The following is a 24,391-nucleotide window of genomic DNA, read 5'->3' as shown; positions in this document are numbered from 1 at the left end:
AGAACGAAAAGTTCTGTTTTTTTTCTGTAATTCCACTATAATACGTTTAGGAGCTATACAAGTAATTAATATATTTTACAGGAGCTATCGACCACGTCTATGACCAATAACTATGAACTATACAAAGTGTTCTATTGGGCAGCCAAAACAGGAAGCTTGACTCAGGCTGCCAAGATGCTGTACCTCACTCAGCCAAGTGTTAGTCATGCCATTAAACAACTCGAGGAAAGCTTTGGACTGACGCTGTTTTATCGGACCTCCAAAGGCGTCTCCCTTACTCAGGAAGGGACCATTTTGTACTCCTATATCGAGCAATCTCATATTCTGATCAATTCCGCTGAGGAAAAAATGATCGCCCTTAAAAATTTGGACAATGGTGAGCTTCGAATTGGAGGGAGTGACTCCTTGTTCAAGCATTATCTGCTGCCTTATCTTGAGGATTTCATCAAGAAATATCCCGGAATTAAGCTCCATCTAAATCATGGCACTACGCCAGAAGTAATTACTTTCCTGAAAGAGGGCAAAATAGATCTAGGGGTCGTTCGTATGCCAATCGTCGATCCGCAGCTTGAAGTAAAAGAAAGCATCCAGCTTCAGGACTGTTTTGTCGCGGGGGCTGTATACAGTGACTTGAAAGATAAAGTGCTGTCGCTCAGCACGCTTCTGCAATATCCCATTATCCTGTTCTCCCGCAACAGCCGGGCTCGGATGGCCATAACAGAGATTTTTAATCATTATGGATATATGATCAAACCGGAGATTGAGGTCGGAAGCGTCGATCTGCTGATCGAATTTGCACGAAGAGGCCTTGGCATTTCGTATGTAACGCGTGATTTTATAGCGAAGGAGCTTGCGGAAGGCTCCCTGTTCGAGATTCACTTGGACATCCCGCTCCCTCCTTCTCACATAGGTATGATGAATATGCGGAATATGCCGCTGTCCAGTGCAGCCACGAAGTTTATTGAGCAGTTCAGGTAATGGAAAATAAAAAAAGAAGCCAAGAACAGGTTGTTCTTGGCTCTGAGTATTGGATATGTAAGTGATAAGCATAGCGTTACACCCTTCAGCTTCTTCCTTTTTCTAACGAAGTACGTGACCAGAATGATGAGTGGAATTCCTACAAACACAAATTGGGCTAGAGTTGCTGATAACTGGATACTCATTAGATGTTACTCCTCTCTTGGGGACATTAAACAATAAGATCTTTTCCCATACACACACTTTCTTCACTGCCAATATAAGGCTCATAGTTGGCGATTTGTACATACCCTAATTTCTTATACAGCGATATGGCTTCAGGCTGATTAGTCCCCGTTTCTAGCAATGCCTGTTGCTTTCCTTCCTCTACCGCCCACTTTTCAAGCTCTCTAACAATGGATTGAGCTATGCCCTTGCCCCTTGCTGTTTCTCTCACAAACATCCGCTTGATCTCAACGGTTTGTTCGTCTCTCATCTCCCGATAACAGCCGCATCCTACAGGCATTCCATCTACATAAGCAACAACCGCTTTTGCATCAAGACTGACCTTATTATGTACATCAAAAAACTGCTGTGTATCTGGATATCTGCTCCATAGATCTTTATCCAGCAGCGTTATTAATTCTTGAAAATCAGTATGGTCAGCAGAAACTCTTTCCAATTGAACCATGTATATCGTCCTTTCTTCTTCATGATCCGTTAAATACCGATACGCGTTCCCATTCTTCTTATATGTACTGTGCACATATACACCTCGTACTAAATTGTTTTTACCCCTACATTTTACCAAATAACTCCCAATACGGATATACTCTCGAGTAGATACAAAAAAAACCAAGAACAGCACTAGGCTCTTCTTGGTCACTTTAATGTTAAATTTGATTGACATCCTCGATTGAAACACCTGCTGGCAATACACTCAGCACCTGCGTACGCACGACTTCATCCTTCAGCTCATGTCCGAAAATAACAATCGAGCCACGATCTTCACGCGCTCTTATGAGTCGGCCTATGCCCTGTCTTAAGCGCAGCAGCATGTATGGCATGTCCACATCTGCGAATGGATTCGCAGCATCACTGCGTCTAGCTTGGAAGACCGGATCATTCGGAGGGAATGGCAGCGACCACATGATCACTTGTGACAAAGATGGACCTGGAATATCCAGTCCCTCCCATAAGGTAACCGCGCATAGTACGCTGGTCTCGTCGTTCTGGAATTCTGCGATCAGATGGCTGATCTCAGCAGAACCCTCGAATAAGATACGGTAGCCATTCGTTAAACCAAGCTCAGACGCTTGCTCGCGGAATTTCACCAGCTCCTCCATCGATGGGAATAGGAACAAGGTACGTCCGCCCTTTTGCTCCAGCAGCTTCGTTGCTGTACTCATCTTCTCCGCCCATGTCATCTCGGCTTCAGACTCATTTGGCATCAAGACCTTCATCTGCTCTTCGTATTCATACGGAGATGGAACAGAGAACGACATAGCCTGATCAATCCCTAGGCTGTCCTTGATATAATCAAATGCACCGCCGACGGATAAGGTAGCCGATGAGAAGACGATTGGCATTTTCTTTGCAAAGACCTGCTCCTTCAACACTTCCTTCACCCATCTCGGCATGATAACAAGTGTGAAACCATCTTTGTCCTCTGAGGCCCAGCTGATCGGTTTCTCATCTCTCTTGAACAAGGATAAAGCGAATTGAATCATTTCGATATGCTCTTCAACAATCTTAAGCTGATAATCATCGATCGTGAACAGACCACTCTCAAAGACAAGCTCCTCTTCGATCGAGCTAAGTATGTCCTGCAGACGATTCACTTCGCGAACTAACTCATCATTCCAGAGTACTTCCTTGCGGTTAGATGCCGGTACGGCCTTACTCTGGCGAGCAATTAGTGCGAATAAATGATCACTTTGTACAATGGCTTCTTCAACTGCCAGCGCAAGAGATTCCCGGATCTCGTCCTGCAGAAGTCGAGTAATGATACTCTCGAACACTCCATGGTTCAGCTTATAAGTCAAAGCCTTCTGAGCAGCCGTCTCGAGCAGATGTCCTTCGTCAAAGACAACCGAACTATGTTCAGGCAACAATGGAAGCTGTCCCTCACGTTTGCGTGCTTCATACGTCCACACATGCTCCATATAGAAATCATGCGAACAAATAATGAGATCGGCCGCTTTGCGATAATGATCACGCGACAATGTCTGACCGCAGCGATGTCTTCTGCTGCAGACGAGACAATCCTGGAATACATCCCAACCTAGCTTGGCCCATTGCCCATCATTTAACTCCGGATATTGTTTGCGGTTGCCGTAAGGATGGAAGCTTTGCATCGTTACCGGGGCATGAACGAAAGACGGAAGCCCACGGAATATTTCATCAAAAGCTTCAACATCATCATCAAAAGCAGCTCTCGCATCATCCAATTTATTTAAACAAATATATTGATCAGGTGATTTTCCAAGCCTTGCATCAATCGTAAAATCCAAATAACGAGCAAGCTTCGCGATATCCCCTTCGGGCTTCACAAGCTGCTCAATGAGTGACTCATCGGCACAGGCAATTATGGCCGGTTTTCTTGTATAACGGGCATAGCTGATAGCATACAGCAAATAAGCAAGTGTTTTCCCCGTGCCAACGCCAGCCTCTGCGAAGATCGTCTGTTTCTCGGCATAGGCTCTCTCGAGCTGGAACGCCATATAGATCTGTTCATCGCGAACCTCGAATCCCGCTTCAGGCAATTGTTCATAAAAGACGTCCGCAATCCAATCACTTGCCTGCTGAATGAACGGCAGCTTTGGATCAAACTCAAATGGATAATGACTACTCACTAATCGTTCCTCCATAACGCACAAACGGCTGCGTCTCGTACGCAGCCGTCCGGCTTTTCCCCCATAGTTGAAAGCTTAAAAATCCGATTTTGGTTTACGCGGCTTTGGCTTTGCTTTCTTTTGTAGAGCCGGCAAGTGTTTCATGCTTCGGGCCATAGGACCTTTGCACATCGGGCATAATGCATCTCCCGCTGCCATTTCGTCCCTGATCCATGCTTTACAGTCAGGATTTTTACATTTTAAAATTTTTGTAGGTATTAATTTCGGTTTCGTGATGTCTTCGCTTGTGGTCACTCGTTTTGCATCCCTTTCCTTAACACGTAAAAACAAACTCCGCTAAATATATCACTTTAAAGGCGCCTAAGTCAAAGGATCTTCGCAGGAAAAACGTAAACGGCAGCACCGCTCATAATAGGTAACGCTTACGCCTTAAATAAAGAAAAGATTCACCTCTATATGAGGTGAATCCTCTTGTCATTTATTCAAAATTATGCTTGTTTTCCGACTTCGATTTCGATCGAAATTTTCACTTCGTCACCAATCAATACGCCGCCTGTTTCCAGTGCTGCATTATATGTCAGGCCGTAATCGCTGCGTTTGATAGAGCCTTTACCGCTGAAGCCGGCTTTCTCATTGCCCCAAGGATCTTTGCCCGCACCTTCAAAGGTTACTGAGAAAGTCTCAGGGCGCGTAACGCCATGTAAACTCACTTCGCCTGTTACATCATATTCATCATCATCGGTCTTTACGATATTCGTTGATTTGAAGGTCAATGCAGGGAATTGTGCAATATCGAAAAAGTCACCCGTACGAAGATGATTATCACGGTCTGCATTACGGGTATCAATGCTGCTAAGATCGATACTGAAGCTAATGTTTGCCGTAGTCAGATCCGCTGGATCGGCATCAATATCAGCTTCGAATTTGTGGAACGTGCCTTTTACCTTAGCAATCATCATATGCTTGATTGTGAAATCTACACTGCTGTGTGTAAAGTCTACTGCCCATTTGGAATTAGCCATGATAAGTCCCCCACATCGTTATTTACTTACTAATTTAAATTAAATTAATATTATATACCTAATAACGATATTATCGGAAAATATATCCACTGTCAATGAGTTCCTACACTTCCAATGCAGTCACAATTGACCACACTCCGAATAACAACAGAACTATACCGGACAAAATATTAATCCATCTCATTATCGTCTGATTTAAAGCTTGTCTGATCGACCCTATCACAACAGCAAGCAGCAGCCACCACAGCAAGGAGCCACAGAAAATGCCAAGGACAAGCAGCAGCGAGTCTCCCGTTGTCGCTTCCGCCGAGTGCTGGATTCCTGCAAAAATAGCTACAAACGATAGAATGGTCATCGGATTCGTTAGGGTTAGGAAAAATGTCGTTAAATAAGCTCGAAGCAAACCGCTGTTTAACGGAATCTCCTGACTGGTCTTCGGCAATGCCTTTACCGATTGATACCCTAAATAACAAAGGAATAACCCGCCTATCAAGCGGATCCACATCTGCTGTTCCACTAGCAAGTTCGTTAAAGCTGTAAATCCAATCGCAGCTATCAGACCATATACGGCATCTGCTGAAGCAGCTCCAAGCCCCGATAGGAAGCCATACCGCCTGCCTTGATTAATCGTTCTCTTCATACACAACACGCCAATTGGCCCTACAGGTGCTGCGATTGACAATCCTACGACTACCCCACTCCACATACTCATGCTGAATTCTCCGCTCAATACATAGTGAAATCATATGCCCAGTTATACCAAAAAGATTGAAATAAATCTATATCGATAACAACAAACGAATGGTTATTCTGTTTTTCAAGATTAGGCCGTTCCTAACAGATGTTCGTACAATGAACTGGAAAAGCTTTCACTTTTCATGCTATATTGCTAAAGGCTATAAATTTTTGGGGAAGGAGAGGACTTTATATGATCGATCGCACTATTTTAGTAAAATTCGGCGAGCAAACAACCCTCACACAATTGGAGGAAATCGTTGCGCGTTTTAAAGCATTGAAACAACACTTGACTGGTGTAGTAGAAGTAAACGCAGGTATTAATTTCTCTGACAACAACAAAGGCTACCAACTCGTGCTACGTGTCAGATTTGAAGACCAAACAGCGCTTGAAGCATATGGCCCGAACCCGCACCACCAAGAGGTAGCAGCACTCATCCGTGAGTACGGCCGAGAGGACAGCATTGCTGCCAATATCGAAGTGTAACACAAAAACAGCGATGCGCTTTACGAAGCGTTCGCTGTTTTTAATTTTAAGTAAGTTTTCACCCTTTTTCTTCCAGACTCCGAACACAACAACATCAATAGCCTGGGTTAGAATGAGCCATTCACCTGCGGAATTATAGCTTTTTCACCTCAGCAATTATAGGGTTTTCCTGAAAATGTTGAAATCTTATAACTGCAACCATATCATAATAGAAATAAAACAAAACATCCTATCGCAGATTACCTGTTGTTTTATAACATTATGACCAAGCTATATTCTGTTCATTTAATAATTGCTTGATCGCTCTTGTTGCAACAATGAATAATTCTGCTCTGTTAAATCCGGCAAACTTACCACTGGCTTGCAAATGCGGCTCCAATGACATGAACCCATGGTAGCCTTTGTGATCCAGCACCTGAAGAAGCTGCTTTATCTGTCCGTCCCCTTCACCCGATGGGACAACGGAACCGTTCTTCAGTTTAGCATCTTTAATATGAATATAAGTAATATATTCATCCAATAACGGATATGCCTCAGATACGGGCATTACCTTGCACTGCACAAAGTTAGCCGGATCAAACGCTGCTTTCAAATTAGATGAAGCAATGGATTCCAACAGGTCACGGCAGCGTTCTCCGGTATCTCCATAAATATGGCTTTCATTCTCATGCAGCAGTACGATGCCCGCTCTCTCCGCCAGTTGTACAAGACTCTGCATACGGGAAATCACTTCCGATCGATAGTGGACATGTTCACCTGCAGGAATATAGAAAGAAAAAATACGGATGTATGGGGCATTAAAAAAAGCAGCCAGCCGAATTGCCTTCTTAGCCTCTTCGTAATGCGGCTCAAAACTATCCGTTATGTTGATTTTTCCAATAGGAGAGCCGATAGATGATACTTTAAATCCCCTCTCCTGCAATATTGCTTTTACTTTAAAGGCTTCCTCATCCGTAAGCTGCAAAATGTTTTTACCCCATACTCCTCTAAGCTCAAGATGACAAATTTGTTCCGATTCGAGAACATTTAGCTGTTTTTCCAAATCAGTTGATATTTCATCAGCAAAACCTGTTAGCGTTATCATACATGATCTCCCTTTCATTGTAGACAGTATGCTTACTTCATCTGCATAGGAGGCGAACCAGGATGGAACTAGAATATCATCCCTATCTTGTTCCCAATATCTTTTTGTTTGTTAACAGAAGATGTTTTCCGAATTGGACCATTCAAAAATCAAGAATTAGTTTCCATGATCTTACCTTTGTTGTCGAGGGAAAGTCTAATTATTACATAGACGGAGAGAAATTCACCGCTGAGGCAGGAGATCTCATCTATGTGCCCGGGGGAAGCATCCGAGAGGCTCATACATTCAATGAATCTCCAATGCATTCCTATCCCTTTAATTTCTATTGGGCAGATCCTCATAATCATGTTCAGCTCCCCTTCAGGGGATTAACAAAAAGAGCCGTCACGAAAGAAATTCTAAGCTATTTGCATGAATTTAATCATGTATGGATGAATAAGCAGCCCTATTATCAAATTCAAGCACGCGCAATATTTGAATTAATCCTCCACCGTCTATTGTGCAATTTTTACCGAAATATTCCTAACACTATTGATCCTCGGATCAAGAAGCTAACAACCTATATAACGGAGCATTATTCTGAAAATATTGCTATTAATGATCTGGCGGGAGGGTTAGGGCTTCATCCCGTCTACTTTGGCAAGTTATTCAAGCAAAATACCGGACTGTCGTTTAAGGAATATGTCAATCGCATCCGGATTAATAATGCAGAGATGATGCTGTCTTCCGGTGATTTCACCGTAAAGGAAGCCGCAGAGCGCTGCGGAATTCTTGATATCTATTATTTCAGCAAGATATTCAAGGAGTTGAAGGGATATTCTCCGTCTAATGCCAAGAAAATGAACTTTGTACTTGAGAACTACCAGTAATGCAGGTCCCCATTATCTGTAAAGGGGACCTGCTTTTTTTGTCGTTTTAAACGTTCATTATTTCTTCCATACCTCATCAATAGATGATTGAAATGGTACTTTGTACTTGTCAATTACGGTTGATACCGATACACCGTCCAGAATTTCTCCAACTAATTCATAATAGGGCATGTTGGGGTAACCATCCGTACCATCTACTCTATTAATAATCTCCCCTGCTGTCTTGGCATTATTGATATCATCCTCGTTGCTGAATAATGTTTCCAGTGATGCTTGCTTCGGATAATCATAAATCGAATCGATATCATTAATTTTCTCGTAGATATAGACCAGTTGTTCTGGATGATCGACCACTTTTGGTATGGTCAAGTAGTTCGGAATCGTCAGATGAGAATAATATTCCAAAGCCTCTGGCCCTTTGGGAAATGGAACGAAGCCGATGTCCAAATCTGGCATATCCTTTTTGAAGGAATCCATCTCATAATCACTGCCCGCGTACATCAAAGTATTGCCTTGACGGAAGAATTGCCCAGGTTCTGTCCAATCTCCGCCTTCAGTTGGTCTTGCAATATTCTCCGTTGCTAGCTTAGCTATAAATTCTAAGGTTTCCTTTGTTTTAGGATCCTCCAGATTCTGTTTATCACCAGCAACTAGATTGGCGTCATTAGAAGCCAATGCCTGTACCAAAATAGAAGCGGTACTTAGACCCCATGTATCCAGCTTGCCGTTATTGTCCGTATCTTTGTTTGCTTCTTTGGCTGCCTGGATGAAAGTATCCCAGTTCCAGTCGTTATCATTCACATAATCCTGAAGCGGTTTCATGCCTAATTTATTCATCAGAGTACGGTTATAGAAAATTCCTGATGCTGCACCGTTAATTCCAGAGCGGAATCCGTAACCTCTTCCTTCATATTGCGAATAATCGTTAGTATATTGCTGAATAAAGACCTTATCATTTTTTGTATATTCATCTACGGGGTGGAACAGATCCTGCTTTGCAAGCGATGGGATCATCCAAGGCCTAGCCATGCGAATGATTTCACCGATAGGCTCTCCTGCTAGGAGGGACGCCGTAACCTTACTCGCGTATTCCGCATAATCGACCGTGACATATTCAATCTTGAAATTATGCTTTTTCATGAGTTCATCTAGATTCTGCTTACGCTGAATGTTGTCCGGATTATCTTCCTTAATGGACTCATCATACCAGGAAACCCATTTAATCGTTTTCCCGCCCATATCGAAATCCATCTCAGGGGTTCCGCTCTCCTCCTCAGTCGCTTCAGGAGCTGCCTCGTTGGCCGCCGATTCCGAAGGTGAAGGCGTACTGTTAACTCCTGTGCTGTTATTCTTGTTACTGCTACCGTTGCTACTGCATGCTGAAGCAAATAGCAGAATCAGAATGAAAGACAGGAGCAGAAATTTACTATTCCGCATATGTAACATCCCCCTTAAAATTTGGCTGTCTCGGCTAAAGTACAGCGCTTACAATAGAATGTTATCTGCTTTGCGGCAAACAAACCATGGAGAATTTAAATTGAATTTGTAAGTTTTAAACATTGGTTCCCTATTCAAAACTGAAATTGGCAAATAGACTCATTCATATGGACTTACAAATATAAAATAAGCCCGTTCCAAAGGAACAGGCTTATTTTTTATCCAATAGATATAAGTAACTAACGCCGGCAGTAATCCTCAATATATTGCAGCAATTTTTGTCCGATATGTTTGCCGCCTGCATACATACATTCAACGTGACGGTGCCGAGTAACTCTCCATTTCCCCCATATACAATTCGTTGTTTTCCCAAATCAGAACCCCATCTTTTTCTAATGACATTTGACTAATCTCCTGTTCAGTAGGATACGTATTTACGATTTCACTTGGATTCATGACTTGATAAACCACGGTTGTATCCTTCTCGTTTTTTAATATCAAATCATACAATCTAAACTCTGTTTTCTTGGGCTTATCTTCAACCATATGCTCTTCAAAACTCTTTAAATCCATCCAAGAAATCAGAGATCTATGCATACCCGAACCAAATGAGTAGGCATAAATAATATCCGTTATTCCATCCTTATTGACATCGTAAGGCACGGCACTGGTAACCCCATTCCCACCAAAGCCATTACCAATATGAATAACTTTTTGATTTTCTATCAAAAAAGTTTCCTCAGCAATCCTAAACATCTGAACATTTGTTTTATCCCAAATATCAGCGGAAGTAATTTCTTTAATCTCAGCGTTCTTATCCCTCGACTGAGCGATATTTTGACTTGCTGCTATAAGTTTTTCCGCTTCCTCAACGGATAACTTTTTGCTAGAATCTTTCATTACATTCTCATTGGAATTAAAGGAATCCTCTATGTATTTACGTAGTTCTTTTGTTACTTCAATCTTTCTCCCACTATTAATGCGTGCAAATCCATCCATATAACCATCGAATTGATCGATAATATGGCCTTTGGATCCGGAACTCTTAATGGTAATCGCAAAATGAGTGCCAAATGACGTTTCATCTGTATTAGCTGTTACTATTTTCGCTGAACGCAACTCATTGTAGACAAGTTTAATATCTTTCCTATTTGATATGGACGTTGATGTCCAGCCTTCATCTACATTTGAAATTTCCATGACGAGAGGATAGCGATAATCAGACCAATCATGAATAACAACATCATCTTTTTTAAATAAAATAGGATTAAATAAATACTGTTGACCAATATACAAACCAGCAGAAAGAATGACTATAATACTTATTCCGATTAATAGAATGAGCTTTTTCGACGTAAACACCTCCATATATTAACAGTATATCCTCTATTTATGACTGCGACTAGTTTAGTTGAATAAAGAAAGGAGTAGCTGCCGCAGCAATCTACTCCTTGTTAATTTCAAGCATGAGTTGTAACTAAAATGATTCTGGGAGCCTTTCATAGCTCCAACCTAGATAGGTACCATATTTTTTACCGTACATACTCATCAGATGTGTTTGGTAACCAATTAGAGCTAGGGCCTCCGTTTTGGCAGCTAAAAAAGTGACCATGTCATTTATTATGGAAATACGCCGAGTCACAAACGCTGTAAACGAGATCTCTTTTTCAAACTTATCGGCGTTTACATACGGGATCTCAAAATGATGTGTTATATGACAAGTATTGTTTTGCCTAAGAATAATTCTTGAATCAGTGACTTTTTTATCGTTAAGTTCAGATCGAACCTTTCGTTCATCGTCTGTTTCAATAATACCGGCAAGTCCTTCACCAAATAAATGGTCAATTTGATAACGATTATAATCCAGGATCCATTTTCGGTGTAAATGGTAAAAAGGTAATAGAGAGTCTTTGTCGGCACTAAAAACATCACAACCACGATCGTCATACATGTGAAATAATATGCCTTTTGTTTTGTTATATAGATAAACCCGGCCGCCGGAATTCGGTTTACGCATAAAGTCATCATTTACAATACATTCAAGTACATATGGCATACGGATTTCTCTTGCTATAACTTCAACTGACCATTCTTTCGTGCAGAACTCCTCATCCGATTCATCAAACTCATAAGGCCAAGTGCACGATCGCACATTTTTCAAACGCGTAATAAAAAAACGCTTTAATCGTATTTTACTGAATCGTTTTTCGTCTATTCCATAGTAAGTCCGATGAATAAAAATCACATCATCCTCAGCAGAGAAAATGGAACGATAAATAGCATACGCGCGACGAAGACTTTCACGGCGATAAACCTCATCCTTCAAATTTGCGAGCCCTAGTTCAAAACGAATGAAAGTACCATAGGCACTCAATTCTTTTACAATATTCAATCCAAATATTCCTTTCGCCTTGAATTACAAATTATTGAATTCCTGCAGTTCCAAAGGTACTATTAATGATCTTTTTATAGTTATCCCACTTAAAATAAAATGGCCCAATATTCATTTTTTTCTGATCAGGCTCTAGGTAAAAGTCTTTCCAAATAATAATATCACTTTCCCTATCAATTTTAACTGAGATAAATCCACATTCTTTATCTCCGCAACACGAGCATACCATTATGGGATATCTATACCACATCGTTTCATGCCGTTTTCTAAGTAAAAAATAATCTATCATTTCTCTTTGAGTCTCATCACTCATCCAGCCTAGAGAAGGGACCATGTCATACTCTATGAACATGTTACAAAGTGATTTCCCATCAACAATTAAATCAGCAAATTTTGTGTTTTTCTCCGATTCATCAATTGGTTTAAAATCAGATCTACTTGAGGGTTTTGTTTCTAAAGTATTTATTTTAATCATGATTACTCCTTAAGACTAATCCAATAGAAAAACGATGGAGCTATTTCACTCCATCTTTTCCTTATCTTTTTGATTATTAATTATTATTTCAAGCCGTTCAATGATACGTTCGTCATTATCTAAACGCTTTTTCAACTTTCCATCAATACTAATTATGCCTAAAGTAATGACAACGAACGCAATAATAAAAATGATACTCATGTAATCCTCCTACCCAATCGTCATCTCCAATCCATAATACCATATTAATCCAGTAGAACACGCAGCTACTTGAGAGTTTTCCAATCCCGCCATTCTCCAGGTTCGTTTACATCGTATATATCATTATTTCGGTTTACAAATTTGTGTATAAAAAGTTCCCTGCGTATCGTAGCGAAGTCTTCATTGAAAGGCCTAATGAATTCGTTTATTTCTTTCTCAGTGTACTTAATGTTGGCATTAAGCTGGTTGGCAAGATGCTCGAGTACAATTAACCTTTTTTTTAACTGGGATGGAAGCTGCTTTATACTGCCTTGCTCGTTGAAAAAATTCCGCAGGACGGCGTTCTTCAACTTCTCGTTTTTGGACCATTCGTTTGTAACTTGTTCCGACATTTAATGTCCCCTCCAACTATTTTAACTAGTATCTAATTAGATATTAATTAAATCAGTTTCCATTGTCAACATTTCCAAGTGCTCCTCACCATACACCCAGCTTGTCTATCCATACAAAAAAACCACTCGTAATGAGTGGTTTTTACATCATTTAGATTCATATAATCCATATTTCGCTTTAATCCGGTCCAGCTTCTCGATCATCGGCCGAGAGAGAAAATAGAGGAAAATCACGGTTGCCACGGCATGAACCATATCAAACCAGAAGCCAGAGGCATAAGTAGCGATTAAAGCTTCTCTCGTTAGTACAGGTGCGAACATTAGTAATGAACCGATATTGATGATGCCCCCATAGATGAAAAAAGTCGCCAACCCCCCAAACGTACATAAAGCCAGCTTATTGGTTTTTAGCCATCCACGTCTAAACAGAATTCCTGCTAGAAATCCAATAATGCCAAAACAGAACATTTGCCAAGGCGTCCACGGACCTTGTCCGAAAAAGAAATTAGAGACGAACCCCGTAGTCGCACCAACCAGAAAACCTGCCTCCGGACCAAAGCTAACTCCTGCAATAATAACAATTGCTACAACAGGTTTAAACTGTGGGAGCATAAAGAAGGCAGCACGTCCAGCAACGGCAATAGCCGTTAGTACAGCAATTACAATCAGCTCGCGAGCTTGCGGCTTTCTCCTCTCAAACACCAAAGCAAAGGGCAGCATCGTATACAGAATGATGAGCAAGCTGATGAAATAATACTTCCGGTCATCAAGAGCAAATACGCCAAACATAATAGTGGCCGGAATAACGAGCAGAATGAGGATCGCAGATATTAGGGTCCGCTTATTCCTCCATCCGTTTATGCTATTTACCTGGTGTTCTTGCATAACGCAATCACATCCTCCACCGTTACGCCCTCACGCCACACATGACGTGCCATTCGATTAGCCGCAGTTGTATAGAAATGATTACCGGCAAAAAACGGCTTCGCCGCACCACTTGTCGTAATGCTCCCATTGAAGAACAATGCACACACATCCCCGTATTTTGCACAAAACTCAATATCATGTGACACCATAAGAATGGTAACGCCGTTTGCATTCAGCTGTTTCAAATAAGAAGCAAGCTTTGCTTTGAAGAAGCTGTCGAGCCCTTTAGTAGGCTCATCTAGCAGGAGAATACGCGGCTCCAGAAGAAGCACCTTTGCAAGCGCCGCTCTCTGCTGCTCTCCCCCGCTCAGATCATATGGATGCATAGAAAAAAGCGGCTCCAGCTCTAGAAACTCTACCATTGCGGTAATCTTCCTAGCCTTCTCTTCCTTTGACATTGACGATCGAGATAAGACTTCATATAAATCCTGTTCGACGGTCTTCTTGACGAATAGGTGCTGTGGATTTTGCGGGAGATAGGCAATATTGTTTGTGAACAACTCTTTTCCTTTGATGGATGCAATGTTTTTCCCGCCGAGCAACACTTTCCCCCGGTATGGATGATAAAGACCACCAGCTAGCGATAATGCCGTTGTCTTGCCCGTCCCATTTCCACCAACCAAGCAGTACAATTGGCCTTCGGCTACTTCGAATGACAGGTCTTTAATGATGTTAACCCCGTTCTTCTCATACTTGAACCATACATCCTTAAACCTCAGAGCAATCAGCCGATTGGTATTATTCAAAGTTTGAGGATGCAACGTAACCTCTTCTTGAACATACGATTTGTCTTCCAAGTACCGGTCCAGCCACTGACGCCCCTCTTTTACCGTAACTGGAAATTGAGTGTCCTTCGTTATTCCAGCATAGATTTGCATGGACGAAGGCATCGCTGTAAACATCGGATGACCCATACGCCATAAGGCTTCTCCAGCTTCCCTTGGAGTATCGTCGACGATAACCCGACCTTCATCCATAACGATGAATCTATCGGATACCGGCAGTACTTCTTCCAGCCGATGCTCGGTCAAAATAATGGTTGTACCCAGCTCTTGATTGATTTTTCGAAGCGTCTCAATAAAATCGGCTGCAGCAATCGGATCAAGCTGGGAGGTAGGCTCATCAAGCAGAAGTACGGATGGGTGCATCGCCATAATCGAAGCCAGATTGAGTAGCTGCTTTTGTCCTCCAGACAGCTCCGTTACTGACTTATGGAACCAGGTCTGAATCCCAAAGAAGCTTGCCATCTCTGCTACACGAAGCCGAATGGTTTGTTGATCAAGACCTAAGCTTTCGAGTCCAAAAGCCAGCTCATGCCATACCTTATCCGTTACAATTCCGTTATCTGGATTTTGCAGGACAAAGCCAATATCCGAAGCTTGTGTTCGCTGGTCGACGTCTTCGAACGGTCTTCCACGATAGGTTAGTGCACCTTCCCTTGTGCCATGCGGGGACAAAATAGGCTTCAGTTGGCGAAGCAGCGTGCTTTTGCCACTACCGGATTTTCCACCTATCGTAATAAACTCTCCGCCTTGAATAGAAAGATTGATGCCTTCAAGCGCTTTCTTCTCCGTCATCGGGAACGTGAAGCTTACATCCTGGATGTGATAGATTTCCACTTTATTGCCTCCAAAATATGATAAGTAACCGGCAGCATACATAGACCAGAGTAAGCGATGTAGACGAGGATACTAAATGGAGTAACCTCTGCCACTTTCAAAGAAGGAAAAAATCGCATCGTATTCTCGCCTTTCACCTGTCCTGACAAGACAACAGCGATAAGAATGAACATAATAATCAGAAACCCTTTATCCCGATTATCGAACCGGTATAGGGAATAGCTTGTTCTTCCCGGCAGCCCGTAGCCTCTGGATTTCATGGAATCTGCTGTTTCGATTGCATTCTCGAGCGCCCAGGTCGTCATGATCGATAAAATTGTTAGACCGTTCTTTGCTTTGCGCAGAAAGTTTCCTTGGCTCATATCTTGGCCGATGCTTCTTTGTGCGAATGAAATCCGCTTTATTTGATTCTGGTATCTTGGAACAAACCGAAGCACCATTGAGAAAATAAGCGATAAGACCGGTATGACTCTGCCAAACAAATAAATAAACTTATCGGAGGTCATCACCGCGTTATAACACGAGAACCAGATAATGACTGTAACGAACATACATGCAGAAGCGATCCCGTATTGAATGGATTCTAATGTGATCGGATTTCCGTTCTTCAGGTAGAACAGTATCGTAACACCTTCGTGATTAAAAGCTGGATTAATTAACGCCATTACAAGCAATAGTGGCAGCATATAGAACAATTGAAATTTCACTGCTGCTCTTCCCCGAAGAACAATGGCATACAGGATAGCACTAATTAGTGCGATTGCTTGAAAGACTGGATGCATGAACCACATTCCAAACAGCAGCACGGCGATAAAATAAACCAGATTCACAAATGGATGAAAGGTCGCGAAGCCGCTGTTCATGAATTGCCACCCGCTCCAGCCACATAACCGCCTACGTCACGCCCCAGATCGCACGTGTATACCCACTCCACTACATCTCCATCCTTCAAAGCATACCGACTTGCTCCGTAGTTCGGGAACCAGCCATTCACTTTATACATCCAACCGCTAAGCTCCCCACAGTCAAATTCGTAAATATTATTAATGCCTTCTATATAGTTGCTGTTATAGATAGGCGTCATCTCAAACTCCATATGTATCTTGTTCTTTTTCATTTCCCGTAGCAGCACATCAAAGACCGATTCCCCTTCATAAAAGGTAACCTTCTGCGCTTTATAAATGACGCCATCCTTCGGCAGTACCTCTAGCTTATCTTTGTTGAAGCTGTCCAAATTGTTCAGAATGGTTGCCGCCGATACGGATAAAGTAATGGTTAATGTTTTCTTCTTATCGATAACGGTGTCCTGCGGTTCAACAGGCTTAGGTTTACCTGAGGGCACAGGATCCGTCTGATATTTATCCTTGTTCTCATCTGATGAAGCTGCTGGAGGCTTCGCTGTTGAAGTCGGATCTTGCTCCTTCACGGCTCCAGTCTCGCTGTCAGCCGGGGTGTTCGTGGAAGAAGGCGAAGCTGAAGCTTTAGGCTCATCGTTGGACTTAACAGGATCTTTACCTGTATGGCTGTCTTGCTTGGTATTTGCTGGTTCCTCTTTGTTTCCGGTTTGCTGCTCATTCGGAGTTGCTGTTGCCTCCGAAGTTTCTTTTACGGTTGGTGTACCTTCAGAATCCGACTCCGGATCAGCACTTTCGATCGGAGTCGAAGTGATGAGCGATTCTTCCTTTGAAGCAATTACACCAGTAGAATCGGAAGAAGGGTTTTTCGCATAATCCCCTCCCCAGAAGTAAGCAACCGCCAAAATCCCGATAATGAGCAAGGCGGAAAGCCATTTTTTCTTCGTCAACCTATTTCCACCTTTCATTGAAGAAAATAACGAAGCAAGGGCATATGAATGCCCTTGCTGAGATCAAGCTTATTGTACGTCTGACATGTCATAAAGTCGGGTATTTCCGCTCTTGAAGCGGTCATAAGCGACCAGCGCATAAAAGGCCTGATCAGTTGCCATTAAATCCACTTCACCTGGCTGCGCTCCCCCATTACTCGCATTTCCAGACTTTACATGGTAAAATCCGCCGCCAACTGCCGCATAGCTGAGCAATGCATCCAGAAGCGAATGACCATTTTTTACAAAACGGTCATCGGTCTGTGGATCCAAGCCGAGTGCCGTTAGAGCAACAACAACTTGAGCTGCACTTTCTGAATTAGCTGCACCACCGCTTGCATAACCTCCATCCGCTTGCTGAGCTTTCGAGAGCCAGTCAAGTCCGCGGTCAACGGCAGCTTCTACCTTCGTATCAGTTGAATAATACGGTGCGAATGCCTGAAGGACCATCGCCGTTATATCCGCATCCGCTTCATCAGGGTTTTCTCCAAGCGCCCAGCCGCCGCTTGCAATCTCACGGTTTAGGATAAAATCGATCAGCAACTCCTTAGTCGTCTGAGTCTTCACGCTGCTATCGGTTGGGATGGAATAGCCCTTACTGTCCATTGCAACAAGCGTAAAGATCGGACCATTAATGCCTTGCTTGATTACTGTCTCGTAATCAGCTAGAGGTTTCAATAAGTCAAAGCCAGCAACATTGTGGATGTCTTTGCCGATAGCCGTCAGAGCTAGAATGACACGGTCATATTCGGTATACTTTACAGAATGAAGCTTTCCTTCCTTCTCTTTCAAGGTTTGCTCGACATTCGAGGAATACTTGGAATAATAGGAATCCGGTACTGGAAGGCCCGAACGCGCCAAGCCTAATACCGTCCACTCCCCTCCAACACTCGCAATGACAGGGTCGGTTACCGCTTGCTGCAGGAACGCAGCTGTCGTCTTGATCTTCGCTTGTACTTCAAGCTGTTTCGCGTCAACCGGCGTATTACTGCCATTACCGGATTGTTTGTAGTCATACGAACGCATAGCCACAACAGCAGCCATCTCGCGAGTTACCTTCTCATGTGGATCAAACTTGCCATTTGCTCCCGTCATCAAGCCACTTTCTACGATGGTTGCGATATCCGTTTGCGCCCAGACGGATGCATTCTGTAAGTCTTTAATCGTCATATTTGATTGTGAAGCTTTGATGCCTAACGCACGGACAATTGTCGATGCCATCTCTTCACGGGTGATGCTTACATTCGGGTTGAAATGCTTGTCATAACCGCTCATATAGCCGGCTTGCGCAACGGCATTCACATAGGAATAATACCAGTCTTTAGTCGTGACATCTGTGAAATCAGCCCCAAGCGCTGTCGTCGGAAGAATGAGGATCGACACTAGCATTTTGGCAAATTCAGCTCTTGTAACCGAAGCCTGCGGATAGAACTTGCCGCTGCTTCCTTGTACGAAGCCTTTTTCCGATGCCCGTTTAATCTCCCGTTTCGCCCAATCCGAGATTTGGGGAGCATCTGAGTAGAGCTTCTCTAAGTCATTCGCAACAGGTGGAGTAACGGCACCTCCAGTTCCTCCTGTTTCACCATCGCCATCCGTATTTCCGTTACCTTCACTGTTGTTACCGCCATCTTCATCTGGCGTCTCCCAGTCTCCCGGTTCAACACCTAGGTCGAGACCAAGATCCGTTGTATAACGCCATTGAAGCTTATCTCCGTCTTTAAGTTCATATAGGCTGGAGCCAAAGTCCGGATAAACTCCATTCACGTTGTACATCCAGCCGCTGCCTTCACCGTGATCAAATTCCCCGTCACCAGCAATGGACTGTACATAGACACTGTTATATTTAGGAGTAAAGGTGTAATCGTATGAAATACCCTTGCTGTCCAAAATCCGTTTGAGTACGCTCCATGCGTTATCACCAGTACGCAGCTCAATCTTCGTACTTGGAACGGTATACCCTTTGCTGATCGTCAATTTATCAACGGATAACGTGACGTATTTCGTTGCTGTCGGCGGAGGATTGCTGCCTCCTCCATCCACAACAGTTGTGCTTTCAGCGAAAGCAACATAGTCCGTAAAATGATTTGTCTTAACAACAAGATCAGAACCGTTATTGTACGCGTATTCGCTTTTACCGCTGGCGAGGCCTAATGCATCGCTGGCATATTGGGTGACCTTTGTTGCTACGCCACCTTCGATGTAGGCGGCATTTTTTCCGCTCATTCCTTTGAATGTCAGTGTAACGAACTGATTGAATTGAACACGGGCACTGCCGCCCATCGAGAAGGCAAGTGATACTTGAGCCAGCTGTTTGCCATTCGAGACTATCGTTTTGATCTGATTCTGCAGTGCTGAATCGGATGTATTTAATGTAGTAAATAAATGAATGCTGCCCGAATCTCCGGCTGTTACTTGTGCGCCTTGTGGAATCAATAACGACGCATTTCCTTTTACCGCTTCAATCTGTGGAAGCGTCGTATTGAGTGGTAGGCTTAACTTGATCTCAGATGTTTTATCACTAGGAATGGTAATACCGATTTGTTTGCCGCTGTCGACAGCTGTAACTGGTATACGGTAATCCGTGGAATCACTAGGAACTACTACTTGTGGTGAATCACCAGCAGGCAAAGTCAGATCGCCTGGATTTTCAGGCTGGCCAGGATCAGTTGTAAGAGTTACATCCGTCATGTCATACAGCGAATGCTGTTGTTTCAGGAAGCGATCATATGCGACCAGGGCATAGGTGCCTTGATCGGTCGCCATCCCATTGACGCCGCCTGTCTTTGTATGTCTGAAGCCTCCATCGGGCAAGGCATATAACAGGAAGGCATCAATAAGCGAATTTCCATTTTTCACAAAACGTGGATCTGTATTAGCATCTATCCCCAATGCGCTAAGCGCAACAATAGCCTGAGCGATACTTTCGCTCGAGGAATAGCCGCCGTCAGTGCTGCTTTGTGACTTGGAGAGCCAAGCAACCGCACGGTCAGCCGCCGATTTGACATCAGGATTGGTGGTGTAATAAGGTGCCAATGCTTGAAGCGCCATCGAGGTCAGGTCCACATCAACAAAATTGCCAAAGCCCCAACCACCTGCATTTTCAGTGTCTTTCTTCACTTCTTTGTCCAGCATATATTGAATCAGATTTTCTCTCGTTGATTGAACCGCTACACCTTCAATGACAGGAATCTCATAATCATGGCTATCCAATGCCAAGAGAGCGAAGGTTGGACCGTTAATTCCTTGCACGATAACCTTATTGAAATCAGCAAGCTTTTCTAATTGGTTATAACCACCTACATCCGTCACATCCTTGGCAATGGAAGTCAAGGCAAGAATAACTCTGGAGTGCTCGGTATATTTACTAGTATCAAGTACGTTTTGTTTATCTTGTACGGCCGATACAACCTTGTTGTAATAACTGTCGTAATAACCGTCTGGAACTAGATAATTACCACGTGCTAACGTCAAAACAGTCCATTCGCCGTTCAGTGTTCCGAAGATCGGTTCGGTGACGTTGGACAATATATAAGCCAAATTACGGTCCATAAATTGCTCAATCGTAGCGGCCGCACTTGTTTTATAGGAAACGGTATAAGTTCGAGAAGCTTGATTACCAGAATTGTCGCTAGCTTTAATGACAATCGTATTTACACCTGACACAAGGTCAGCTGTATATTGGTCACCTGCTGCAGGCTGCAGCGGATTACCATTCAGAGTAACTTCCGGAACAATCGTCTGTGGAGCGTTATCCGTAACATCCAAAGTAAAGGCAAGCTGCTGCTCAGTAACAACCTGATTGTTCGTCAGACCAGTCACTGTAATAGTAGGAGCTGTTGTATCCTGCGCCAGTGTCAACTTCTCTACATCCAGCGTGACGTAATCTTCTGGGTTATCTGCTGGATCGGCATAGCTTACACGCAGCGGAGTTGCAAATACGGATAACATCAATGCCGCAACAAGCATCCAAATTACAATTCTATTCTTTCTCATTGAAAACTCCCTCTCTCTATCTTCACACCTGACAATAGAAATACATGCAAAAAACCCTTCAACTCAATAAAGTTGAAGGGTTCCATCATGTAAACATGTCAAAATAAGCATGCACAATGAACACCCTCCTATCGCTCGTAGAATTGTGGTGTAAAAAGATTCAGGCAGGTATTCTGGCTCAAGCGTCATCGCCTATGCACCCTTCCCGGTTACCCAGTGGATATTTGCATAGACTCGTCTCTTACAGCGGCGGGACCGCGTGGGATTTGCACCCACTTCCCTTTTAACCAATCCAATAGCATCATCGATCAGACGAATGCTATTATTGGCACCTGAAACTTATCTCGTATTCAATTTGCTTGCTCATCATAACGAATTATTTCTGTTTTGTCATGCAAATTTTACTAAACAAAAAAAGATACTCAGGAAAACAGCAGACTTCACGTTTCTTTTATTTCTATTAAGATCAAAACTATTCCACACAACCAAAAGATTAAACAGCCTATCAAGCTCGGACGGAGTAAGGTCCCCCAAACAGCATCCCCGACCATAAAAATCCAATCCAAGTACCACCATCGACCCCTATACTCTACCGAACTTGATTCCCATGAAAGATTCGTAATATAAACTCCCGCTCCGGGACATCGAGTTTGGCATACGATGCCAAAAATGCGGAATTATCATATTCTGCTTCCCTCAGTTGTACTTCAATCCCCTGATTGCTAATGGTTATAATCGCATACCTTGCGGTTGATTTATCATTACATCCCAAAGAACCTGGGTTCACAAACACTTGTTTATCGCTTCGGAAATAATGAACGGGATGATGATGGCCGAACGCTATTAACTGTTCCTGACAGCCGTCAAAGAGCAGTTCTAGATTTCGCAAACTTGGTTCAACGATTGGGCTGAAAGGATCGGTACTGATGGGATCTTTAAACTTATCGCGATCGATATGATAATGCGTGAACAGCTGACTTTGTCCTTCTTCAGCTGTTCTGATCAAGCGAGGCAGCCCATCCAGCAGCGGAACAAATGACTTGTCCATTCTTTCCGCGATCCACTCATGATGCCGCTTGGAATGAAAATGACTTTCCGGGTAAGCTTCCCCCTTGATCAGAGCAAGCACAGCCTCGTCATGATTTCCGGACACATAGGACATATCCTCCCTAGAGAACAAGGCTTGCAGCACCTCGTTCGTATTCGGACCAATACCGATCATATCCCCCAAACAATAAATATGCTGGACCTCATGCAAAGAATCAATTTCATGAAGAGCAGCTCTTAACGCAGGCCAATTACCGTGAATATCCGTTATAATTGCAATCTTTGTGCTCATCAATCGTACCCTCCCATCTTATTGGCGGGTTTTGCTCCGTATCTCTCCATCTGCGGAACCTATAATGACAAGACTAGCCATATCAATAAATAGTCCATTATCCACGACACCTGGAATTCGATTCAGATCATCATGCAGTGCTGCAGGGTCTTTAATCTCACCAAATTCACAGTCGGCAATGTAATTACCGTTGTCCGTTACAAATAACTCTTCACCGTTAATACGAAGCTTCAGCTCACAGCCCAATTGCTGTAATTTCTTGACTGTCAGCTCATAAGCGAACGGCACAATTTCGACTGGGAGCGGAAATTTGCCGAGCTGCTTAACGTCCTTGCTCTCATCGACGATAATAATCAGCTGCTTACTGGCAGCCGCAACAATCTTCTCACGCAGCAGAGCGCCGCCTCCGCCTTTGATCAAGTTAAGCTCAGCATCCACCTCATCTGCGCCATCGATCGTCAGATCCAGCATGTCCACTTCTGCAAAAGGCATCATCGGGATGCCCCATTCCTTCGCAAGCTGCTCCGATTGTACAGAAGTAGCAACGGCCTGTATGCCAAGCCCTTCTTCTTTCACTAAACGGCCAATCGCTTGGATTGCCCAATAAGCGGTCGATCCCGTTCCAAGTCCAATCTTCATGCCTTCCTTCACAAGCTCAACCGCTTTTTCTGCTGCAATACGTTTCGATTCCATATGATCACCTTTTATAATTTGTTTAAATGATTTAATTTTTAGTATAACAAAGCGGTGAATAATAGGAAATACAATAACAAAAAGCACATTACCACTCCATGAGCGGCAATGTGCTTTATTTTACACATAAACCAAGCCGAGCTAGGGCATCCTTCATACAAAGCCCCACATTTGTCTACTTACACCGCAAAGATATGATTGCCGATCTGAACGGTTTGCTTACGCGACCAAATCCACTTCGAAGTAGCCGTCTTCGGATTGAAGTAATACAGCGCTCCTTGTGTTGGATCATTGCCCTCAAGCGCTTCTAATGCTGCCTTATAGGCTGTTGAATTAGGCTTCATGTAATACTGTCCATCATCAACTGCTGTGAAAGCTCCAGATTGTTCGATAACACCTTTTAATGTTTTCGGGAACTGGTCAGATGCAAGACGATTAAGCACAACCGCGGCAACAGCCACTTGGCCTTTATACGACTCACCACGTGCTTCCGCATAAATAATCCGTGCCAGCAAATCAAGCTCTTCCTGGTTTACGGATGCTTTCTTCAATTCCGTCCATGTTTTCTTGCCTGTAACCCCATCTGGCTTCAATCCGTAATCCGCTTGGAAGTTACGAACAGCTTCTTCTGTCATTTTGCCATAAAACGTCGTGATCGCTGTGTTATCGAAATAACCAAGCGTCTTCAGACGGAACTGCAAATCCGGTACGTCTTCCCCATAGTTGCCATAGCTTAATGTAGCTGGAGCGGCGGCTTGAGCCGCTTGAAGCGGAAGCCCTACCGTCATAATAAATGCTAGAATAATGGTAATACTATATTTATAAATTTGATTATTAATCAATATTAATGCTCCTCTCATTTTATTAATAATTGTATGAAATCATTAATTGGAATTATTTTGATGTGTAACGGCTGGTTTCAAACGAGTTTACCATAGATAATTAGGAATAGTAACCCGAATACATTAATTACATTTATTTGCTAAGCTAACTTTTTCCGTGCTTTCCTATTACCTGCATTGTTCCGTTTCGATTGAATTGGTACAATATAGGAAGAAAGATAGCGAGGTG

At 43.1% G+C, this 24,391-nt stretch carries 23 protein-coding genes and 1 riboswitch; of the genes, 3 read left to right on the top strand and 20 right to left on the bottom strand.

What is annotated here, in order from left to right; all coding sequences use genetic code 11:
• Positions 1-99 precede the first annotated feature (99 nt).
• Entirely contained in the window at positions 100-978 is an 879-nt protein-coding gene (locus tag AC0YNT_RS06970) for a LysR family transcriptional regulator (RefSeq protein WP_475803902.1), read from the top strand.
• 211 nt (positions 979-1,189) lie between these two features.
• Here AC0YNT_RS06970 and AC0YNT_RS06965 read toward each other — a convergent pair whose 3' ends face one another.
• From AC0YNT_RS06965 to AC0YNT_RS06945, 5 genes are all read right to left on the bottom strand, one after another.
• Positions 1,190-1,648: a GNAT family N-acetyltransferase gene (locus AC0YNT_RS06965; protein ID WP_475803901.1), complete on the bottom strand. Its 459-nt coding sequence runs from the start codon at positions 1,646-1,648 to the stop codon at positions 1,190-1,192.
• A 202-nt stretch (positions 1,649-1,850) separates the two neighbouring features.
• Positions 1,851-3,812 carry an ATP-dependent DNA helicase gene (locus tag AC0YNT_RS06960; RefSeq protein ID WP_475803900.1) on the bottom strand — a complete coding sequence of 654 codons (1,962 nt, stop codon included), beginning with the start codon at positions 3,810-3,812 and terminating at the stop codon, positions 1,851-1,853.
• Between the two features lie 75 nt (positions 3,813-3,887).
• The gene (locus AC0YNT_RS06955; protein WP_475803899.1) at positions 3,888-4,106 is read right to left on the bottom strand and encodes a cold-inducible protein YdjO-related protein; all 219 of its coding nucleotides are present in this window, start codon (positions 4,104-4,106) and stop codon (positions 3,888-3,890) included.
• A 194-nt stretch (positions 4,107-4,300) separates the two neighbouring features.
• Complete coding sequence (locus tag AC0YNT_RS06950) at positions 4,301-4,834, bottom strand: YceI family protein (protein WP_475803898.1); 534 nt, start codon at positions 4,832-4,834, stop codon at positions 4,301-4,303.
• A gap of 103 nt (positions 4,835-4,937) precedes the next feature.
• Positions 4,938-5,546, bottom strand: coding sequence for a LysE family translocator (locus tag AC0YNT_RS06945; protein WP_475803897.1), 609 nt, complete (start codon positions 5,544-5,546; stop codon positions 4,938-4,940).
• Positions 5,547-5,762: 216 nt separating this feature from the next.
• Here AC0YNT_RS06945 and AC0YNT_RS06940 point away from each other — a divergent pair, with 216 nt between their 5' ends.
• Entirely contained in the window at positions 5,763-6,056 is a 294-nt protein-coding gene (locus tag AC0YNT_RS06940; protein WP_475803896.1) for a Dabb family protein, read from the top strand.
• A gap of 259 nt (positions 6,057-6,315) precedes the next feature.
• Here the strand turns inward: AC0YNT_RS06940 and AC0YNT_RS06935 are convergent, their stop codons facing one another.
• On the bottom strand, positions 6,316-7,140 hold the full coding sequence (locus AC0YNT_RS06935; RefSeq protein WP_475803895.1) for a sugar phosphate isomerase/epimerase family protein: 825 nt from the start codon (positions 7,138-7,140) through the stop codon (positions 6,316-6,318).
• Between the two features lie 62 nt (positions 7,141-7,202).
• On the opposite strand from AC0YNT_RS06935, the gene AC0YNT_RS06930 reads away from it, so the two are divergent.
• Positions 7,203-8,009 (top strand): helix-turn-helix transcriptional regulator, encoded by an 807-nt coding sequence (locus AC0YNT_RS06930; RefSeq protein ID WP_475803894.1) that lies wholly within the window; start codon positions 7,203-7,205, stop codon positions 8,007-8,009.
• 57 nt (positions 8,010-8,066) lie between these two features.
• Here AC0YNT_RS06930 and AC0YNT_RS06925 read toward each other — a convergent pair whose 3' ends face one another.
• From AC0YNT_RS06925 to sleB, 14 genes are all read right to left on the bottom strand, one after another.
• Complete coding sequence (locus tag AC0YNT_RS06925; RefSeq protein WP_475803893.1) at positions 8,067-9,446, bottom strand: ABC transporter substrate-binding protein; 1,380 nt, start codon at positions 9,444-9,446, stop codon at positions 8,067-8,069.
• Between the two features lie 312 nt (positions 9,447-9,758).
• The gene (locus AC0YNT_RS06920; RefSeq protein ID WP_475803892.1) at positions 9,759-10,814 is read right to left on the bottom strand and encodes a hypothetical protein; all 1,056 of its coding nucleotides are present in this window, start codon (positions 10,812-10,814) and stop codon (positions 9,759-9,761) included.
• A gap of 109 nt (positions 10,815-10,923) precedes the next feature.
• Complete coding sequence (locus AC0YNT_RS06915) at positions 10,924-11,838, bottom strand: DUF3885 domain-containing protein (protein WP_475803891.1); 915 nt, start codon at positions 11,836-11,838, stop codon at positions 10,924-10,926.
• 31 nt (positions 11,839-11,869) lie between these two features.
• Entirely contained in the window at positions 11,870-12,313 is a 444-nt protein-coding gene (locus tag AC0YNT_RS06910; RefSeq protein WP_475803890.1) for an oxidoreductase, read from the bottom strand.
• Positions 12,314-12,358: 45 nt separating this feature from the next.
• A complete protein-coding gene (locus tag AC0YNT_RS06905; RefSeq protein WP_475803889.1) occupies positions 12,359-12,514 on the bottom strand; it encodes a hypothetical protein in 156 nt (51 codons plus the stop codon).
• Between the two features lie 65 nt (positions 12,515-12,579).
• A complete protein-coding gene (locus tag AC0YNT_RS06900; RefSeq protein ID WP_475803888.1) occupies positions 12,580-12,906 on the bottom strand; it encodes a DUF2087 domain-containing protein in 327 nt (108 codons plus the stop codon).
• Positions 12,907-13,053: 147 nt separating this feature from the next.
• Complete coding sequence (locus tag AC0YNT_RS06895) at positions 13,054-13,791, bottom strand: ECF transporter S component (protein ID WP_475803887.1); 738 nt, start codon at positions 13,789-13,791, stop codon at positions 13,054-13,056.
• The gene (locus tag AC0YNT_RS06890; protein ID WP_475803886.1) at positions 13,773-15,452 is read right to left on the bottom strand and encodes an ABC transporter ATP-binding protein; all 1,680 of its coding nucleotides are present in this window, start codon (positions 15,450-15,452) and stop codon (positions 13,773-13,775) included. The genes AC0YNT_RS06895 and AC0YNT_RS06890 overlap by 19 nt, the downstream gene beginning before the upstream one ends.
• The gene (locus tag AC0YNT_RS06885; protein ID WP_475803885.1) at positions 15,425-16,315 is read right to left on the bottom strand and encodes an energy-coupling factor transporter transmembrane component T; all 891 of its coding nucleotides are present in this window, start codon (positions 16,313-16,315) and stop codon (positions 15,425-15,427) included. The genes AC0YNT_RS06890 and AC0YNT_RS06885 overlap by 28 nt, the downstream gene beginning before the upstream one ends.
• Positions 16,312-17,256 (bottom strand): DUF4430 domain-containing protein, encoded by a 945-nt coding sequence (locus tag AC0YNT_RS06880; RefSeq protein WP_475803884.1) that lies wholly within the window; start codon positions 17,254-17,256, stop codon positions 16,312-16,314. Before AC0YNT_RS06880 ends, AC0YNT_RS06885 begins: the two co-directional genes overlap by 4 nt.
• A 69-nt stretch (positions 17,257-17,325) precedes the next feature.
• Complete coding sequence (locus AC0YNT_RS06875; RefSeq protein WP_475803883.1) at positions 17,326-21,288, bottom strand: S-layer homology domain-containing protein; 3,963 nt, start codon at positions 21,286-21,288, stop codon at positions 17,326-17,328.
• Between the two features lie 146 nt (positions 21,289-21,434).
• Positions 21,435-21,639: riboswitch (cobalamin riboswitch) on the bottom strand.
• 238 nt (positions 21,640-21,877) lie between these two features.
• Positions 21,878-22,627: a metallophosphoesterase family protein gene (locus AC0YNT_RS06870; protein WP_475803882.1), complete on the bottom strand. Its 750-nt coding sequence runs from the start codon at positions 22,625-22,627 to the stop codon at positions 21,878-21,880.
• 18 nt (positions 22,628-22,645) lie between these two features.
• Positions 22,646-23,320, bottom strand: coding sequence for a ribose 5-phosphate isomerase A (gene rpiA, locus AC0YNT_RS06865; RefSeq protein WP_475803881.1), 675 nt, complete (start codon positions 23,318-23,320; stop codon positions 22,646-22,648).
• Between the two features lie 179 nt (positions 23,321-23,499).
• Positions 23,500-24,165, bottom strand: coding sequence for a spore cortex-lytic enzyme (gene sleB / locus AC0YNT_RS06860; RefSeq protein ID WP_475804086.1), 666 nt, complete (start codon positions 24,163-24,165; stop codon positions 23,500-23,502).
• Between the last annotated feature and the right edge of the window lie 226 nt (positions 24,166-24,391).

The organism is Paenibacillus sp. J22R56 (assembly GCF_056269375.1).
The sequence above is the reverse complement of the archived record's forward strand: the minus strand, read 5'-3'. Positions and strand labels throughout refer to the sequence as shown.